We start from the raw sequence: 19,606 nt of genomic DNA on the forward strand, positions 1-19,606 counted from the left end.
TTTTAGGAGTTAAAGGAGTTAAAAGGAGTTAAGGAGTTAAGGAGTTAAGACGTTAGTCTTTTAAGATTCCGTAAACTGTCTTCGCAATCTGCGCATCGCCAGCCTCGGTGGGATGGATGCCGTCAGCCTGCATGGCCTTACCATCGGCATTATTGAAGATGGAGTGCAGGTCTATCACCTCCAGATGCTCGTCCTGTGCCACTTTGTTGATGATAGGAATGATCTGATTGACGATGACTGAATCGCTGATATTCCATGAAGGTTTGTAGGCAGGGATTGGCGTGCAGAGGATGATGCGCGGCTTGGCAGAGCGCTGCATCTTCTTCGTGGGCTTGCCCTTCTTGTTGAGCACGGGCACCTTCGGGTTCAACTGGTCAATCATTGAGCGAAGATTACTCTCGAACTCATTGCCATGCTGCCAGTTCTCAGGTTTCGAGTCGTTGGTACCCAGTTTGATAATCACCACATCAGCCTTGAACGCCACGGCATCGCGCCATGCCTGTTCGTTCCAGATAGGCTGGTCACCCTTCTTCAGGAGCGTGCGGGCACTGCGTCCGTAGTTCTTCACCACATAGTCGCTGCCCAACAGCTTCTGCAACTGTCCGGGCCATGCCTTTGCATCACTCATATCGATGCCGTGGCCATCGGTGATACTGTTGCCGATACAAGCCACGCGCACAGCATCACGACGAGGCGCCTTGTGGCAGTTGAGCCAGGCGGTGAGGTCGCTCAGCATCTGGTCGTGGAAAGGCCAGGTAGAACGGAAGCCGAAGCCGTGGCCCCCACTGGGATAGACATGCAGCGTACAGTCGTTGCCCATACGGCGCATAGCCGAATAATAGGCCACGCCATTGGTTACAGGCGGCACCACACCGTCGTCGTTGGCCGTGAGGATGATGGCAGGAGGCGTCAGATGGCGCACCACCGCATTCTGGTTGGAGAACAGGCGTACCAGTCGCTCGTCCTTCTGTCCGTCCTTGCCCAGGAAGTTCACACACGAGCCCTTATGACTCTCGCGCTCGTTCATCGAGATGACAGGATAGAAGAGGATAGAGAAATTTGGACGACAGTCGTACTCGCTATGTGTAGACACGGTAGAGGCCAGATGACCACCAGCCGAGAAACCCATGATACCCACATCCTCAGGATTGATGCCCCATACCAGGGCAGAGTCCCTCACGGTGCGGATAGCCTGCTGGGCGTCGCCCATAGGGATAGAGCGGTCGCCACCAGGCATGCGGTAGGTGAGCACGAAGAAGGCGATGCCCTGACGGTTGAAATACTCAGCCCAGTCGTGCCCCTCGTGCTGGGTAGCCAGGTGGCTATAGCCGCCACCAGGACAGTCTACGATAGCGCGTCCTGAAGGTGTCTCTGGCAGATAGCCCACCATATTGGCCTTGCCGTCGGGGGTGATATTCACTGTGATTTTCCGTGCTGTCTGTGCCTGGAGGGTCAGTGCCAGCAGCAACAATCCAAAAGAAACAATCTTTCGCATCTTAGTCTACGTTTTAAGTTTTTCTGTCGCAAAGGTACGAAAAAAAAGTAGAACCACAAAAAAAAGGCCCCCGAATCACTTCGGGAGCCTTTGTTTGTAACCACTGTTACACCTTGTAAACCAAATATTCTTTTATCAATATGAATCTTATTTATACGGCAGGTAACAGTTCTGCGTGGTGATACCAGGGGCATTGTTCTGCAGTTTGGTGCTGAGCCACTTGTCACCGAAGTTGCCACCATAGAGGCCCGACTGGTTCTTGTGGAGTGCCAGACGTCGCAGGTCAGAGAAGCGAGTGCCCTCAAAAGCAAACTCCATGGCATACTCATCGCAGAGCAGGTCTTCCATCGCATTGATATAGTCGTCCTTGGTATAAGTAGTCAGACCGAGACTGAACTTACTGTTGATATCAGCCAACTTAGCAGCGAGGACATTACTGTAGCGATAAGTAGAATAGAGATCTTCCACAGCACCGGCGCCATGCATGTGGATACCCACGAACGATTTCTGCGCACCGTTTCTGAAAATCTCAGAGTTTTCCTGAGCCAGGAAAGGCAACTTCGTGGTCAGCAGTTCGTAAGACTCAGGCGTCAGGTAATACTTGTCATCCAAGTGCGACTGGGTCATATCGAGCACCTTATTGCCGTCGCCATCCAGAGAGTCGTTGCCCTCAGCATCCTTCAGATAAACCTCCAGATAACGATAGTTGGGCAGTTCGGTGTGCAGACCGTTCTTCAGCACGGCGAAGGCGGCATCAGGATAGCCCATGCGGTTGATAGCCTCGGCCAGGTGGAGCCACACCGTGGCGTTACGATACAGATAGACATAAGCCGTAGAGGGCTTGTAGGTATAGACGAAGGTGGAGTCGGCACCAACACCCTGACAGATGCTCTGGGCACGGGCATCACCCACAGCCACATTCTTCACAATCCAGTTGAAAGGCGTCACCTTTACCTGCTCAGTATAGTAATAATACTGGGCACGACGGGCTGAATCGCAGTAGGCCTGTGAGGGCACAATCTGGATATCCTCGGTCTTGGGACAATCAAAGATACTCTCCATAGGATCGTTCACATCTACCGTAGATGTTCTCTCGGTACCATAGTAATTATAACCGTAAGAGGCAGGGATATCAGTCGTCTTACCCATGGTGTAGTTCACGGCCATGGGGATGTAAGAGATCACATCGCCTGGTGAGGCCGCATGTGTAAACGAGTTTTCCCAAATAGGCGTATTATTAAATATGGATGAATTCTTTCCGTCGTTAAAGTCGGCTGGCCATTCAGTGAAGTTCTTGAATATTGGACTATAGCGACTATAGGAGGGAGACATATAGTTGTTGTAGTTTACAGAGATATTGGAAGTATTCAACTGTCCCTCGTAGCGCAGGTACTGATAGTAGCAGGTGGCTGCTTTCTCGTACTCACCCAGTTCCAGGTAGATATCTCCCAGCACCACGTTGAAGGGCACGAAGCACTTCTTTGGTGAGAAGAATTTCTCGCCTCCGCCCCAGTTGAGCATACCAGCAGAACGTGAATTCTGGTTGAAGGTAGGCACAGCCAACTGTTCGTCGGTATAGCGGGCTTTCAAGGTCTCCATCATCTTAGCTTCTTCTGTCAGGATAGTGCGATAGTCGGTCATCTGCGTATTAGCATTGATCTGACCGATGGTGGTGACAGGGTCGGTGACATAAGGCACCTGACCATACTGACGAGTCAGTTGCAGGTAGGTCCATGCACGGAAAGATGCCACAGCGGCATACTCGTTGCACACCACATTACGGGCACCTGTGGCCAATGTGGTATCACGATGAGCCAGATAATAGTTACAGTTGTTGATTACCTTATAATAAAGGTACACACTGTCGTACTTATTCGTGGCATCGGCCGTAAACGATGCCAGGTTGCGCAGGTGAGTGGTAGCCTTGGAAGTGGGGCTCACCAGATCACCACGCATCTCGTTCTGATAGTAATACTGATCGGCCAGTTCCTGCATGGCCTGCATGATGCCATAGGCATAGAATACAGAGTCTGTCTTCTGGTCGAGGGCAGGGTCGAACAACTGGCGTGAGCTGTCTGACTCAAGCATATCTGAGCAAGAGGAGACCCCCATCCAGCCTCCCCCTATGAGGGGGAGGAGGATATAGACCATAAAACGACGTAACTCCTTTGTCTTATTATATATATAATATTTCATAATCTTTATCAATTAAGTATATTTTCTATTTGCATTTCCAACTACTCCCCTCCATTCAGGGAGGGGCAGGGGGAGGGTCTACAGGTTTATCTTCACACCCATAGAGAAGATGCGTCCCTGGGCGATGGTGCCGCAGTCGATGCCTTGGTAGAGTTGATTATTGCCAGCGGCAAACTCAGGATCGCTACCCGTATACTTCGTCAAAGTGAAGAGGTTACGACCTTCGGCCCATACAGAGATACCCTGGAGCCATGACTGCCAAGCCTCGGGCATAGGCACCTGATAAGTCAGCATCACACTCTTCATACGCAGATAAGAGCCATCCTCAATCCAACGGTCAGAGAAGCGGTTGTTACCCATGGGGTCGCCATAGTTCAGACGAGGCAGAGAGGTCTGCTGACCCTCGTAACGCCAGTGGGCAATCTCGGCCACCTGCTGGTTGTAGAGCGTAGAACCACTATTCAGGATAGAGCGCTGATAGTTGTACACATCATTACCCAGACTGTAGTTGAAGGTCATGCCCAGCGTGAAACGCTTCCAGTTGAGGTTAAGGAAGATATTTCCGTAGATATCGGGATTGGGATCGCCGATGATGGTCTTGTCGCGCTCGTCAATCTGGTGGTCACCGTTCAGGTCATCGAAAATCACGTCACCAGCCTGGAAATACTGCTGAGCACCAGTCTCGTCAACCAGATAGAGGGCTGCAGCCTGTGCATCGGCAGTAGTAGAGAACACGCCCTTGGTCTTGTAACCATAGAACACACCGACAGGGTTGCCTACAGACGTCAGGATATTGTCGGTGCCATAGATAGAAGATGTGTAGTTGCCATTGGCCAGTGCCTTCACCTCATTCTTGTAGTGGCCCACGGTAGCACCGATCTCCAGATGCCAGTCCTTCAGTGAGATGGGCTTACCGTTGATACCAACCTCGAAACCAGTGTTGCGCAGTTCGCCGTCGTTGGTCCAGTAGTTATTGATACCACCGATAGGATTCTCAAAACTCTTCAGTGCCAGCAGGTCCTTGGTGTTGTGGATGAAGTAGTTGGCATTAAAGCCCAGACGGTTGTGCAGGAAGTTGGCCTGCAGACCGATATTGAACTTAGACGTGGTCTCCCACTTAATCTCCTCATTACCTACATTGGTGAGCTGTGTACCAATCTCCTGATAGTTGTAGCGAACAGCATTGAACGAAGTGCGTGCAGCATAGTTGCTGATGTCGTCATTACCACTCATATCGAAGCCCGCATTCAGGCGCAGGTAGTTGATACCAGCATTCTTGGGGAACCAATCCTCGTTAGAGAGCACCCAGCCCAACTGCACGCTGGGGAAGATGGCCCATTTCACGCCAGCCAGTTTCACACCGCCGTTGGCATTAGAGCCAAAACGGCTGTTAGCCTCGGCCAGCAGAGAAACAGTAGCGAAGTATTTGTTCATGTAGTTATAGTCGCCAGAAGCATACCACTGCATGTTCTTCCACACATCATCAACACCAGCTACAGTATCATAGACATCATTACCTGTAGCCAGTTTGGGGTTCTTATCATCCTCACCCTTGGTAGAGTACTGTGTTGACAGGTCGCTGTTGTCGTAAGAGAAATAGGTGTAGCGGAAACCACCCGTTGCAGCGATGGTGTGAGCACCGATTTTCTTTTTCCAGTCCACATGCGTATTACTCAGCACATTAATCTCCTTAGAGAAGATTGAGGCGGTCTTAGAATAAACAGTACCCAGGTTCTTAATGGCAAACGAAGGCATACCGATGTTGGGACGGTAGTAGGCCTGTGAGTTGCGATTCAGATAATAGCTGAAATGAGAGGTCACTGACCAGTCACTGTTAATCTCATAGGTAGGAGCGATAGCCACGTTGAAGAATGTGTTCTCGTTGCGGTTCTTACGCTCACCGTTACCATTTCTCATCAGTGCCAAGGGGTTGGCCTGTGAATAGTTGCCTTCCTTCAGAGTGCTGTACAAATCATCGGCATCGGCCAGCAGCGAGGTGAAGGCATTGATATTCTTGTTGTACTGATAGGGATTGAGCAGCGGACTCTTAATCAGCGACAGGAAGGCAGGCGAGGTGATCACGCCTGAGTTCAGGTCTTCAGCGATACCGTCGTCGAAGAGGTTCGTGTTTGTACGTGAGAACGACATGTCGAACTTCGTGGTGAGGTTCCACAGCAGACGGATGTCAGTATTGAAACGTACGTTGATACGGTCAAAACTGGTTGACTTGATATTCTTCATCGTCTGGATGTAGGCCACAGAGAGGTTGTACATACCGACATCATCACCACCCTGCACATTGATACTGTAGTTGTGGGTCAATGCAGTGCGATAGACATACTTGCTCCAATCAGTATCATTATGATAGGTATTATAATAGTAGCCGTCCTTAGCATCGTTGAGGAAATTGAACTGCAAGGGGTTCGTTGAAGAACCAATACGGTTCTGCACCTCAGCGATAGTACCCAACTGTTCCACAGCATAGTTACGGTACTGCGCGGCATTCATCATCTTAGGATAACTGGGCGTGAAGGTCCACCCTACTCCCAGTTTGGCATCGATACGAGTGGCCATGGAGTGACCGCGCTTGGTATCGATGATGATGACACCATTGGCACCACGGGCACCGTAGAGGGCAGTGGCATTCTTGAGCACCGTCACCTTGTCGATATCCTCAGGAGAGATGGTTGACAGCATATTGAAGATGTCGCCCAGATGCAGTGAACTGCGGCTCTGCTGCATGTCGAGCTCCACGCCATCAAGGATAACGAGGGGCTGGGCATTGCCGTTGAGCGAACTGATACCACGGATAAACATGGCGGCTCCCTGTTCCAAGTTGCCGGAATGCATGTTCATACGGATGTCGCCACCCAGTTTGGCGGTCATCTCTTCATCGATAGACAGACCGTTGCCGTTAGAGACAAAACTGTTCTGAGCGGTGATGGTAGTACCATCGGCATACATCGTGGCAAAGGCATCACTCAACAGGTAGATGCTCACGCGCTGCTGCTCGTCACCAGGTTTGATGCTTACCTGCTGAGAGAGGTAGGTAGGTGTCTGCACGAAGAGGGCAGTAGTGAAGGTTGGCACCTTGATAAAAAACTTACCATCATCATCGGTCATGGCTACATAACGCTTGTCGTTAAGTGCCTGGATACGTACACCTGCCAAGGGCAGTTTGGTGGCGTCGTCAAACACAATACCTTGCACATTGCAGGTGGGGTTATTGTCAACAACCTGTGTGCGCTTAGGAGCTTTGAAACCAGTGGATTCCTCCTCGGCATCGACGTCGTCCTGAGCATAAGCCACCGAACATGCTGTCAAAGCAATGGCACAGAGTGAGAGTCTGAGACTCTGACGCTGTATGTAGTTATATATCATACTTTTCATCGTTGTCATTATTCATTAGAAGCGTTAGTCCAGTAATCGTTATACTCCTTTGGTACGAGATAAACACCTGCCACACGCATCTGCTGGTCGTACTTCTTACGGTTAGCAGAAGAGGTATAGCTCTTGGTGTGCATCATCATCAGACTGGGATAAGCATCCAGGCCGTAGTAGCACACAGGGAAGGTGAACTCACCCAGGTCGAAGACATTCACACGACCGGGGTCGCCGATGCAAGTCAGTTTCTTAGTATCCGTACCATTGTCTGTGGTCATCTCCAGATCCTTAGCGGCTCCCTGAGGCAATACAGTGAGCTGCTGCTTGTTGGCAGCATCCGTCCAACTGAGGTAGAAGCGCAGGTAGTAAGGCTTCACATCAGCCGCAGGTTCCTCCACCTGAGCAGGAACGGTAACAACATAGATATGATAGGTAGCAGAGCGAACGCCTTCGAGGGCGAAGTTGAACTCTGGCTTACCTGTAGTACCCTCGACATTGGCACTATCCACAGCCACGTATGAGAAGAAACGAGAAGTTTTGGGGAAGAGCCACTGATGGAACATCGCAGGCACCTTCGAGAAGAGACTGTCGCGACCTGCCAGACTATCCAGAGGGATATTGTGCGTGGTCAACTTGTTCACCTTCATCGTTGCGTCAGGACGCATAGTTCTAATCACCGGATTATAACTGTTCCATGAGTCGAAAGTCAGCGAGTCGATAGTACGTGTGATACCATTACTCATCTCATTGATGGCAAGCGTGTGGTCCAGCACCCTATCGGCATGACGCAAATAACGTCCGTTCGTAGTAACCACCGTGTCCTTGCTTGTCAGTGTGCCCTGACCAAACAGCGGACCGTTCTGAGGATAGCTGGCAGAGAACACCAGGTTGTTTACAATATTGCGGCAGGTCAGCGAGTCCTGCAGCTCGCTGGTTGCCTCAGAAGCCTTGTCGGCCTTGGCATCGGTAGCCTTGATAGAAGAGGCAACAGTGCTCTTCTTTGCAAGATCCATGTAGTCCAGCTTGGCAATATAGTTGTAGCAGGGATTGATGGCTGAGTAAGCAGCGTTCCATGCCTTGTCGTTGGGAATCAGCATGCAGAATGTGCTATCCTCATCTTCCAGGTCGGCTTTCATAATAGTACGAATCACGTTGTTACGCTTCTTCATCACAGAGTCCAGATAGGTCTGCTTACCATCACGCAACGGACCAATGACAGAGGCATTGACATCGAGGTAGTACTCGTCATATTTCTGGATATACTTCTTGATGGAGTCGCATCCCTGCAGGTTGTCAATATTCTCATAGAGGTTATTATGGAACTCAGACATACCGTTGAGCTTGTGCATCACACCATTATTCGAAGCGATATTGACAGCGTTATAGCTGTAGCCGTCGAATGAGGTCTGAGTGAAGGGATGGTGCTTCATGTTGAGCGACACAATAGTGGTGCTGTCGAGCGCAGCAGAAACAGGATAGTTATACTCCGTGATATGCTGCTGCATAAACTGCTTCAGCACGGTAGCACTGTCGCTGGCCATCAAGCGGTTATACTCTGCATCGCTGATAGCATCATTAACGGGTGCCCATACGGTGTAGAAACGAGGACTGTTGAGAACCTCCGAGAAACTGCATTTACGGGCAAGATCAGCAAAACGGGTCAGCTGCTGATCGTTGGAGATATTCTCCCACAACGTGTTGTTGGCTCCAGTCTGGTCACCACCAAACACGCCAGGCACCGTATTGTAGTCATCATAGTCGGAGCAGGAGACCCCCACCCAGCCTCCCCCTGTGAGGGGGAGGAGTATATAGACCATAAAACGAAGTAACTCCTTTGTTTTATTACATATTAGATGTTTCATATTATTATATTTTTAATTTTCAATTTAATGTCTAACCACTCCCCTCCCTGCAGGGAGGGGTCGGGGGTGGGTCTTTAATACCAGTCCTCAGACATAGACTGACTGTTCACGATATCCAGAGGTACCAGTTCCACGAAGTCGAACGACCAACCCAGGTTGGTATCGTTCACCAGGTTCTTGATGCGCAACCAGTAGTCCTTACCCTGCTCAAAACGCTGGGCAGTGATAATGCGGCGCAGCATCATCGTACCATAACCAGTCTCTGAACGACAGCTGGTAGAACCGATAATCTGACTAGCTGCAGAATAGATATCGTCTGGCGAATAACTCAGAGGATCGGTAACAGAATTGTATGTACCACGAGAGAAAGATGCCGGAGCACGCATATAGCCACGTACATGCATACGCTGGTCGCTCTCTACGCCACAGTCTGAAGTCTCGTCGTCGGCGCGGTTAATCAGATCCTCATAACCGATGGTAGCATCCTCGTAAGGATTAGCACAAGCATCGAAAGGAATACCTACAGCCACCATGTCCGACTGCTTGGGTGAGTTACCCAGGTAGAACTGCATCAGGCCACCACGAGCCATTGGCGGATAGATGATACGCAACTCGTAGTCACCTGTCGGCACGTGAGGCAGTTTGATGGCGAAGTCATACACGTCCCATCCCTGGAACTGGTCTGAGTTGTGTGCACGCCAAGCACCCATCACGTTGAAACGGAGCAGTGTGCCGGGGTTGTAGCATACGATATTATCGAAATAGGTGTTGTGGAAAGCCACACGGTTACCGTCACCACCACCATTCATTGAACTAACCTCGGCAGCTGTTGCACCACGCAGACCATTATTGATCAGCTCATAGAGGAAGGTAGAAGAATCCAGGCGCAGACGCTCGTGGAGGCCGTCCTTGGCATTCTGGTCGTACTTCAGGATACCCTTGATACGGTGGATATAACCATTCAGTGTCTCCACGCTGTTATCACGATCCACGGGCACGCCCTTGAAGATGAGCTGGTGGTCCTCATCACCATCGCCCAGGGCACAGAGTCCCAGTTTCTTTGTCAGCGTATTGTTTGACAAATAGCGGTTCAGCCACAGGTTCTTGGTGCTCTTAGGATTCGTCTCCCACACCTTCAACAAGGTATTGGGCAACATTGTCTCAAAATACTCCTGAGGTTCATAGCCGAAGCAGAAGTTCCATGAGCCATCCGTCTGCTTGTTCTTCTCATAGACAATACGGTCGATAGGCATACCTGCACGCAAGATGTGGTAAGCCACAAACATATTCACCACGTTGAAGGGGTTCGTATAGTCGTCGCCCGTGCTGATGGTGATATTCTTCTCGTTGATATAGTCATACCAAGCACCACAGTTGCCATACCACTCCACGCACTTTGCCTTCAGGTCGTCAAAGTTATTGATACCTGCAGCACGGAACACGTCGTCGGTCTCAGCAAAGACGGTCCATTTAATCATACACTCCTTAGGATAATAAAGTGGGTTGCCGTCACGGTCATTATGGTTGGTACCCAGGTCATAGGTCTTCACCGTGCCGTCGGCATTATACTTCTTCTCAATCAGCAGTGTATCCGTATAACCAGTAGCCTCAAGAGCAGCATAGAAGATGCTCAGATCCTTCTCACCCTCTACACGCAACTGGTCGTCTGTTGTACGGTCTGAACGAGGAATCACATTCGAGCATACATGAAGCACACCATTGATGGCCTCGATATCACCGTCAATGATAGCTGAGACATCGTTCAGACTGGTGAGTCCCACGAAATCAGGGAAATGGGTATTGTTATACTCGTTGTCCAAGAACACACCCACACGGATGCTACGACCGGTCTTCATCGTGGTCCATGTCGTCGTAGTACCGTCGAGGTCAACCTGCAGATGCTCTTCACCAGAGAGGTGGAAGCGTGCAATGTCCTCACAAAGCGAGTCGGACATCAGATCTACCTTTGACATCACATCCAGGTTTTCCCAGTTGCCATCCTCCTTAATACCATTATGTTTAACCTTTGCCTTTGAAATGAGGTACGACTCGTCATTATACAGACTGTCGAGATAAACATTCACACCATCATTCAACGGAGCAAAACAGGTGTACTCACCATAGGTTGCCATATACTTATCGAAGCCACCCTTCTCAAGGATACGGTAGAAAGCAGTCAGATCGCTTCTGTCGCGCAGCAACTCTGCAATAGTCTTATCGTCTGTAGAGAAGAGGTTTGAGCCGTCGGGTTCCTCAGTACAAGAGGAGACCCCCACCCAGCCTCCCCCTATGAGAGGGAGGAGTATATAGACCACAAAACGAAGCAACTCCTTTGTTTTATTTATAATTATTTGTTTCATAATCTTTAATTATTTGTTTTCATTTTACACGTCTGCCTACTCCCCTCCATTCAGGGAGGGGCAGGGGGTGGGTCTAATATTTCGCAGCTGATTTGTAGACAGGGTTCTGCTGAAGGTTGGTGTTCAACTCTACCTCGTCCTGATTGATAGGCATATAGAGATAGCGCTCATCACGCATCTTTGCCTTCATAGCAGAAGGAACAGCATACTTGCGCAGGGCCAGTTCAAAGAATTCCGAACTATTTGGCACCACCGCATAGTCCTTGTCAGACAGTTTCTTTGTCAGATCAGCCTTGGTTGTCATGTGGCGATAGTTATAACGCATCAGGTCAAACCAACGCTTACCCTCAAAGCACAGTTCACGTGCACGCTCAGCCAGTACCAACGACTCCATCTTATCCTTATAAGTGCTATACTTCATAGCGTATGACGACTTGTTGGCATCCGACAGCGCACGGTCGTTCACAAACTTACAGATATCGAAGGCAGCCTGATTGTATGTCTCATCGGCTGCTCGGCTGTCAGCCAGTGCTGCCTGCTTCTCAAACTCATAGAGCTGAACAAGGGCCTCGGCCTTCATCAGCATCACGTCTGTAAGACGATACAGAATCCAGTTCTGCATCACGTTGGCACGTGTCTCGCGATGACTGTCGGCAGCATTGTTCACACCGGCAGAGACGGTAGCAACGAACTTACGTACGCCAAACTGCTCAACACTTGAGCTGGTGGCATCGTAAAGATACTCGTAGAGACGCTGGTCCACACTATTGAACCAAATGCCAGAACCGTCGGACTTCACCGTACCGTAGAGGGGTGCTGCCTTCAGGTAGCCATAGCTGTTGCTGCTGGCATTGTTGTAACGGTAATACATCTGGTCCAGTCCCTTGTTGGTAGCATTTGAATTGCGGAACTGCAGTTCAAAGATGCTCTCGTCAGCATTCTGACCATTCTGACCGAAGAGGTCGCTATACATGTCATCATAATCAGACAGGTAATAGTCCTTCTCTACATCATCCTCGCCCCAGCGACGACGCTGTCCACTCTCCTCGTAAGCCTGCTTCTTAGCCTTGATAATGGCATCGCAATAGTCCACACACTTCTGATAGTCGGCAGCATCGCGGTTCACAGAAGCACGCCACAGGTAGATATCAGCCAGCACAGCATTGATACCATCCTTGTTCAGGTAGCCCTTATCGCGCCAGTCGCCATAGGTATTACCAGGAATAGCATTCTTTGAAGCCTCCTCCAAATCGCGGATACACATTGTGAGCACAGAGTCGGGCGTAGCCTGAGGAGCATTGAGGTCGGCACTGCTGTTCATATAAGCACCCGGTGTCACGGGAATATCGTGGAACACCTTTGTCAGATAGAAGTAACAGAAAGCTCTCAACGCCAATGCCTGGGCCTTGTTGGCCTCATAGTCACCACGAGTATAGTCAGGGTCAACGGCAATCACGTTCTCAGCCTTTTCCAACACCAAGTTACAATAGTTAATTGCCGAGTAGAAAGGATACCAAGAGGTAAATGCATTCTCGGTCTCGATATTGAGAGAATAAATCTGCTGCAGGGCTGTACGATAGGCAGCACCAGTAGGCAGTCCGGTTGTCATATTCAATTCGTCAGAGCGGAAGTCGCCCCAAACAATCATATTGCGTATAGCAGTCTCGTCGCGCAACTGTGCATAGGCAGTTGACACCACGGCATCCACCTCGCTCTTCTTCTGCCAGAAGTCATCATCGACAGTCTTATTGTCGGGCAGGATAACTGTGTCAACACAAGAGACCATCGCAACACTTGCCAGCATAACAGAAAATATCTTTTTCATAATTTTCATTTCTCAGTTTTCAATGTTCAATACTCTTAGAAACCAAAGTTCAAGCTGGCAGTGATAGACTTAGACCTTGGTGTAGTAGCACCGTCAGATGCTGGTGAATAGGTACCGGCACCAATTTCCGGATCAATACCACTATACTTTGTCCAGCAGAAGAGGTTGTTCATAGTCACGTAGGCCGAGAGATTATTCAAACCAAATTTCTTGATAGCACTCTTAGGCACGCTGTAAGACAACTGCAAATTGTTCAGACGCAGGAACGAACCGCTCTCTACGAAGCGTGAGCTCACCTGGTAGTTGTAACCTGTACCATAGAGGGCACGTGGGATAGGTGTCACGTCACCATCCTTACGCCAACGGTAGGTCACAGAAGAGCACTGGTTCTGAGTGCCATACATGCTCTCCAGTCCCATACGTGCGGTGTTGATAATCTTGTTGCCCCAACGGTAGTTGAAACGTGACACAAGTTTCCAGTTGCCATACTGCAGTGTCAGACTGAAACCACCCTGCATCTTAGGCAGTGAGTTACCCAGATACTTGATATCAAGTTCGTTGATATTACCATCGTGGTTCACATCCTCATAGATGGCATCACCACCCTTGAACTCATATTCCGTATCACCATAATAATAGGTAAGACGCTTGGGCACACCAGTATTGGTCATGATAACCTTACCGTTTTCGTCGGTAGCTACAGGGAAGGTCTTGCCTTCAGCCAACTGCTGGTTGATCCATGCCTCGTAGTTCCAGTCGTAAGACTCGCCACGCGCTGCGGCCTGAGTCTGCAACTGCTGCTGCTTGGTGTTATAGTTCTGCAGGTAGTCGTAAGAATACTGGAACACACCCTTGCTGTTGAATCCATAGATAGAACAGAGAGGATCGCCCACCACAACACGGTTCAGGATTGAAGCAGAACCACGCTTACTGTAGCTGGGCTGAGAGTTCAGGTTATCCAGCACGCGCTGATCCATCTCCAGCAACTTGTTGATGTTCTGAGCCATGTTGAAGCTGGCAGAGAGCGAGAACTTCTTGTACGTGATAATCTTATTGGCAGAAACAGACATTTCCCAACCTCTGTTCTCCATCTCACCCACGTTACCGTAAGAGAGTGTTGTAGAGGTGTTCCATGCAGCTGATGTAGGAATGGGGATACCCTTCATAATCAGGTCCTTGGTCTTCTCCTTGTAGAAGTTCAGGTCCACCTCGAACTTATCATCCAGGAAACCGATGTTAAGACCAATGTTTGTACCAATCTTCTTCTGAGGACGCAGGTCATCGAGCTTCATGCCACTCATGGTGGTGAAGTAGCTGGTGCCATAACGTCCGGCACGAGAGGTGTACTGGTTGAAGTAGTTGTCCACAGAAACGCTTGAGCTACCAGTGATACCCCATGAGCCGCGGATACCAAACATAGACACATATTTCTTCAGAGGAGTGAAGAATGGTTCCTCACTGAGGTTGTAACGCAGCGAGACAGAAGGAGAATAGAACCAGGGGTTCTTTGGACCGAACTTAGAGTTGCCATCACCACGCAGTGAGAAGCCTACGCTATAGCGTGACTTGTAAGAGAAGTGGGCATTATAGACAAAGTCCTGCCATGCCGACTTCGTAGCGCTGGGCTGGTTGTTCATGTCGTTCAGACGTGCATCAATCGTAGCAGACTCCATACCGTTGGGAATAGAGCTCTGCGCAATATACTGATAGGTATTCTTCTGTGTACCAGCCTCATAGCGTGCAAACATCGTCAGGTAGAAATCCTCGTTCTTGAATGCAGGCGTATAGGTCAGGGTGACACGAGAACCCATCTTGAACTGGTTAGTCTCTGTATTGGTCAGGTAGTTATAGTTGGTATCCGTATAACTGCCGTTTGACAGGCTGCCAGGCATATAGGTTGGCTTAGAATAGGCATAGATATCAAAGTACACGCGACCATCGAAAGTCAGACGGTGCTGTCCGGTGCCTGTTCCAAGCAGTTCGTACTTCAGGTTGAAGTCGGGCACAATGCTATAGGTCTGTTCCTTCTGCCAAGAGCTGTTAGCATAAGCCACAGGGTTACCGATAGCCACGACGTCGGCCAACTGTGTAGAAGTGTAGTTACCATCGTCAGGTGTCATACCTGTCACGGTGGGGTTCATCAGGAAATACTCGCCCGTGTTGTTGTTATAACGGTCGTAGCGATAGATGCTGGCGTTAGGAGCCATAGCCAGAGCCATAGCCAGCAGGTTGTTGTGCGAGCCACTGCTCTTACTACTACCATAAGTATAGTTCTTCAGGTTGTCTGTATAGGTCAACGCAAAGTTGGTAGAGAAGCGGATACGGTCAGACACGTTGTAGTCCAACACCAGACGGGTGGTCAGACGGTCCATCTTCTGCTTGATAACAGTACCCGTCTGATGGTTGTAGCTGGCAGAGATACGGAAAGTAGCTTTCTGACCACCACCAGAGATATTGAAGTTAGCCTCGTGCTGCTCACCAAACTGCTTGATAGCGCTCACCCAGTCGGTGTTCTTGTTCCAGTTGTTTGCCTCGGCCCAAGACTCAGCAGGCACGTAGTTGATTTCGTTGATAGTAGAAGTAGCCGATGAACTCTGGGTGGGATTATAGAACTCCTCCTTCAGCATCATGGTGTAGTTGTCACCATTCAGCAGGTCGTAGCCGGCAGGCATCCAAGTGCCAGTGAACTTATAGCCCAGTGTCACTTTAGGTTTACCGCGAGCACCACGCTTGGTGGTAATCTGGATAACACCATTAGCACCCTGAGAACCCCAGATAGCCGTAGCAGCAGCATCCTTCAATACGGTAATGCTGGCAATATCGTCCACGCTGACAGCCAACATAGAAGAGAACTTCTCCTCGTCCATATTCTCGGGGTCGAAGTCAGCGGCATCGTACTCAAAGATCTTGTCATCGACAACAATCAGAGGTTCTGCACTACCACTCAGCGTAGAGACACCACGCAGACGCATAGAAGTACCGGCACCCAGGTTACCAGAGTTGGTAACGATATCCAGACCGGCGATCTCACCCTGCAGGGCCTCATCGGCAGAGGTAAAGGCCATACCTTCCACCTCAGCCATATTCATGGTCTGCTGTGATACAGAGACTTCGCGCTTATCGATATTCAGACCTCCAGCGTTGGTGCGGCGTCCAACAACCTTCACCTCGCCGAGCACGGTCTTATCGTCCTCCAACTTAATCTTGAAGGTCTTCTGGTTACCAATAGGGAGAATCTTCGTCTTACTACCTACATAGGAAACGACGAGCTTATTCTTCGGGTTCTTAATCTCCATTGAGAAATTACCCATCATATCAGTCTGCGTGGCGCTGATAATACGGTTGTTACCGTCGCGTTCCACCACGTTGGCCATCATAATAGGACCCATGGCATCTTCCACCGTACCTGATATGACTCTACTCTGTGCCATCATCACCTGAGCGATGAAGGTAAACAGGATTGTCAATAGGAATTTTGACTTTGACATAATTATCAATTTTCAATTATCAATTTTCAATTATTAATACTTCCCGTTGCTGTTATAGCACAGAGGTGTACCAATGCCGTGAACGGTGACAAAAGAAGAGGTCTCGATAGCCTTGTACTTACCATACGTAGCATTAGTCTTCTCTACTGTCGTGATATCACGTGCTATGAGGTTAGCCAGGTTTGAAGAGGCATTCACAGTCACCACCTTGCCAGAGGCATCCTTCACATTGAGCTTGTCGCCACCACCAGTCACGATCAGTGTCTGAGCGATACCAAGAGCGTTTGAGCAGAAGGTAGAGAACGAAGGCTCAGGCGTGGTGAGTCCTGTATTGGGATCGTAATTCTTGAAATAGCGATCAGCAAAGAGCGAGCTATTCTGAGTGTGATAACGCACGAAGCGTGACATCTTATCCAACTGAGCCTTCACGTAGGCAGCAGCAGCTTCCTGAGAAGCGAAGCCATACTGGTCCTTCACGCTCTCCCAGTCGTTGACGATAGCCAGCACATCCTTCCACTTGGGCAGACCCATATCCTTCTGTGCCTTCACCATAGCCTCGTAGGTAGGTGCATAAACGGTGTAGTTGTAGGCACTGAGCATACCCCAGTTATCGTTGTCATCGATGACGCGGTAAGCCTTCATCTTTGTCTTTTTCTGTGCATCCTTATCGCTGTCGCTAACGATACCTGCAAAGGTGTAGAGGTCTTCGTTATTGAACTGCAGACAGAAGTTCAGGAAGTGGTCGTATTCAGGAGCAGCCGCGTCATAGTCGGCATCCTCGTCGTAGAACTCGGAACGCGACAGGGTCTGCATCACGCTGGTGATAGTAGGCTGGAGCGGATAGTTCAGACGATAAACAGTACCGTTCTCAATCTTGGCATCAGCACTGTTGGCATCAAAGGTCTCAGTGATGGTTGACCACTGTGAAGCATCCTTCTGCTGCAGTCCGCCTGCCACCTTATTGCCGCTGACGATGACAGCACCGCCATGCTTGGTCTTATAATACTTATTACCATAGAGGCCATACTGCGCCTTACCCTTACCAGTCTCTGTAGAGTCGGCAAGCACAATGGTGCAGTAGTCCAGCATGTCCTTAATCTGACTGTTGAAGATACCACTCTCGATATTGATATCCTGTGCACCGGCAGTCTCAACATACGAGCTGAGTTCGTTGTAGGGACCACTCTGATAGATATATTTCTTCACCAGCACGTGGAAAGAACCGTCGGCCTGGGGGTCGAAGCGGAAGCGCAAGCCCTTCAGTCCGTCGTCGTCCTTCACAGAGGTGGGGTCGATAACAATGAACTGTGTCTCATTATCTGTAGGAACAAACAGGCCATAGCGGGCCTTCATTGAGAGCAGATAGTAGTACATATCGGCACCCAGTTTAGAAGGTGTACCAGCAGTAGTCTGGTGGTCGTTGAGCATCTCACCCATCGTGCGCATATCCTTATATACAGAAGCAGGACCGAGCACAGAGTTATACAACTTTGGTCCGAAGAGCTTACCCATCTTGTAGATGACGCCATTGTTGGCAATCGTCACGTCGTAGTTGCCGTTGCTCTTCTTGTTGATATCATCCTTTGTCACATCGAGAAACTCGAAGGCATCGTTCTGAACAGTAGAGAACGAACTGGGCACTGTCTTTGTGAGATAAGGTTTCATCACATTGTTCAGCACGCTGGCAAAGATTGAAGGGTCGTTATTGTAAACAGCATCGAGGTGCGCATTGAGGTTGGCTGCAGAAATCTCGAGTGAAGGCACACCCAAGTTCTTCAGGATATAAGCAGCCTCCTTCAGGAAATACTCCTCTACGGCCTTGTCGTCAGGAGCCAGGAAGGCAGCAATCTCTGCATTATCGTCGCTGCTGCCGCCTTTCAGCGTGGGGTTATAGTTGTTCCAACCTGGGTCGAAGTTGAGCAACTGGTTGTCGGCTACCGTCATACCACGTACGGGCTGGGCCAACTTGGCACGCTGAGAGTTCTTACTCAGATAGCGGATAGCAAACACGGTGTCCTGTGTGGCTGCGTTTGATTCGCTGTTGTACTGCTCCGTCAGCGTCATGTCGGCATCGGGGAAGCTGTAGTAGTCCAGCATACGAGAGATGTACTTCGTATCATCGCCGGCACGCAGCACCTCTGCCATGTTACCAGGATTCACCAGTACCTCGTCAAGCTGATGGATATAACCGTTTTGGCAGACTACGTCGCCCTTGATCACCTTGTGGTTGAAGATATAAGCATCACCCTCGTTATACGCATGACCAGTAAGCACCTCGAAGTCGCTCTCGTTGCCTGCGATGGTCATATTGTTGTTCAGCATATACTCGCCCGTGAGGTGCACCATAGGAGCCACGGTATTGTCGAATACAGCAAGCATAGAATTGCGGTCGGCCGTCTGGAAACGAGAAAAATACTTGTTGTTTGCAGGCATCTGCTCGGCCTTGAAAGGTGCCACAGCATAAGTCAGACGCATGTTGGTGCCGTGCTTCACCAGCTGGCCCTGCAACATATTGCCTGCGCTGTTCTGGCTGTTTGAAAGTGTACCCACCAGAATGGCATTGTCGAGCATAGTAGAGAAAAGCAACTCAGCTTTCTGAGCATGTGTCAGCTCTTCGTAGCTGCTGACACCAAACTTGTTGTTACCGCCTTCAAAGAATTTGGCGAACGCTTCATCATTGGCAGGGAAGATAGTCTTACTACCCGTTCTACTCAGCACATCGGCATAACCCAGATCATCAATCAGTTTGCAATACGTCTTAAACGTACCCTGCAGTTCCTTGGGCTGCTGAAGCTCTTTGTAGATACTCTCGCCAAGCCATGATGGCAATTCTCCCTCAGGTACCAAGAAGTCCTTTGAGCAGGACCCTAGGCCTAAGCACATAAGGGATGCGTATAAAAAGAGTTTTTTCATAAATAAGTTTGTTTGTTATAGTGATTTTGTTGATTTGTCTGTTAGTATTAACATCGCCATAGGTTTCAAGTGCCATCAAGGCA

General features: G+C 49.6%; 8 protein-coding genes. All 8 read right to left on the reverse strand.

All coding sequences use genetic code 11. The features are described 5' to 3' along the window. Positions 1-52: 52 nt before the first annotated feature. Positions 53-1,495, reverse strand: a complete 1,443-nt coding sequence (axeA1, locus tag L6468_RS11780; RefSeq protein ID WP_237793385.1) for an acetylxylan esterase AxeA1 — start codon at positions 1,493-1,495, stop codon at positions 53-55. Positions 1,496-1,642: 147 nt separating this feature from the next. Beyond that, on the reverse strand, positions 1,643-3,691 hold the full coding sequence (locus tag L6468_RS11785; protein WP_237793386.1) for a RagB/SusD family nutrient uptake outer membrane protein: 2,049 nt from the start codon (positions 3,689-3,691) through the stop codon (positions 1,643-1,645). A gap of 78 nt (positions 3,692-3,769) precedes the next feature. Further along, positions 3,770-7,081, reverse strand: coding sequence for a SusC/RagA family TonB-linked outer membrane protein (locus L6468_RS11790; RefSeq protein WP_237793387.1), 3,312 nt, complete (start codon positions 7,079-7,081; stop codon positions 3,770-3,772). A gap of 8 nt (positions 7,082-7,089) precedes the next feature. Further along, positions 7,090-8,937: a fasciclin domain-containing protein gene (locus tag L6468_RS11795; protein ID WP_237793388.1), complete on the reverse strand. Its 1,848-nt coding sequence runs from the start codon at positions 8,935-8,937 to the stop codon at positions 7,090-7,092. Between the two features lie 74 nt (positions 8,938-9,011). Further along, the gene (locus L6468_RS11800; RefSeq protein ID WP_237793389.1) at positions 9,012-11,297 is read right to left on the reverse strand and encodes a fasciclin domain-containing protein; all 2,286 of its coding nucleotides are present in this window, start codon (positions 11,295-11,297) and stop codon (positions 9,012-9,014) included. A 73-nt stretch (positions 11,298-11,370) separates the two neighbouring features. Next, on the reverse strand, positions 11,371-13,122 hold the full coding sequence (locus tag L6468_RS11805) for a RagB/SusD family nutrient uptake outer membrane protein (protein WP_176757040.1): 1,752 nt from the start codon (positions 13,120-13,122) through the stop codon (positions 11,371-11,373). Positions 13,123-13,157: 35 nt separating this feature from the next. Next, on the reverse strand, positions 13,158-16,610 hold the full coding sequence (locus L6468_RS11810) for a SusC/RagA family TonB-linked outer membrane protein (protein WP_237793390.1): 3,453 nt from the start codon (positions 16,608-16,610) through the stop codon (positions 13,158-13,160). 33 nt (positions 16,611-16,643) lie between these two features. Beyond that, a complete protein-coding gene (locus L6468_RS11815) occupies positions 16,644-19,523 on the reverse strand; it encodes a fasciclin domain-containing protein (RefSeq protein WP_237793391.1) in 2,880 nt (959 codons plus the stop codon). Between the last annotated feature and the right edge of the window lie 83 nt (positions 19,524-19,606).

It is taken from the genome of Prevotella communis (assembly GCF_022024115.1).
Classification (GTDB): domain Bacteria; phylum Bacteroidota; class Bacteroidia; order Bacteroidales; family Bacteroidaceae; genus Prevotella; species Prevotella communis.

What these genes read in the sequence shown, in the direction of transcription:
- L6468_RS11790 (WP_237793387.1), bottom strand. Translation starts at nt 7,081, where the DNA reads ATGAAAAGTATGATATATAACTACATACAGCGTCAGAGTCTCAGACTC.
- L6468_RS11815 (WP_237793391.1), bottom strand. Translation starts at nt 19,523, where the DNA reads ATGAAAAAACTCTTTTTATACGCATCCCTTATGTGCTTAGGCCTAGGG.
- L6468_RS11810 (WP_237793390.1), bottom strand. Translation starts at nt 16,610, where the DNA reads ATGTCAAAGTCAAAATTCCTATTGACAATCCTGTTTACCTTCATCGCT.
- axeA1 (WP_237793385.1), bottom strand. Translation starts at nt 1,495, where the DNA reads ATGCGAAAGATTGTTTCTTTTGGATTGTTGCTGCTGGCACTGACCCTC.
- L6468_RS11800 (WP_237793389.1), bottom strand. Translation starts at nt 11,297, where the DNA reads ATGAAACAAATAATTATAAATAAAACAAAGGAGTTGCTTCGTTTTGTG.
- L6468_RS11795 (WP_237793388.1), bottom strand. Translation starts at nt 8,937, where the DNA reads ATGAAACATCTAATATGTAATAAAACAAAGGAGTTACTTCGTTTTATG.
- L6468_RS11805 (WP_176757040.1), bottom strand. Translation starts at nt 13,122, where the DNA reads ATGAAAAAGATATTTTCTGTTATGCTGGCAAGTGTTGCGATGGTCTCT.
- L6468_RS11785 (WP_237793386.1), bottom strand. Translation starts at nt 3,691, where the DNA reads ATGAAATATTATATATATAATAAGACAAAGGAGTTACGTCGTTTTATG.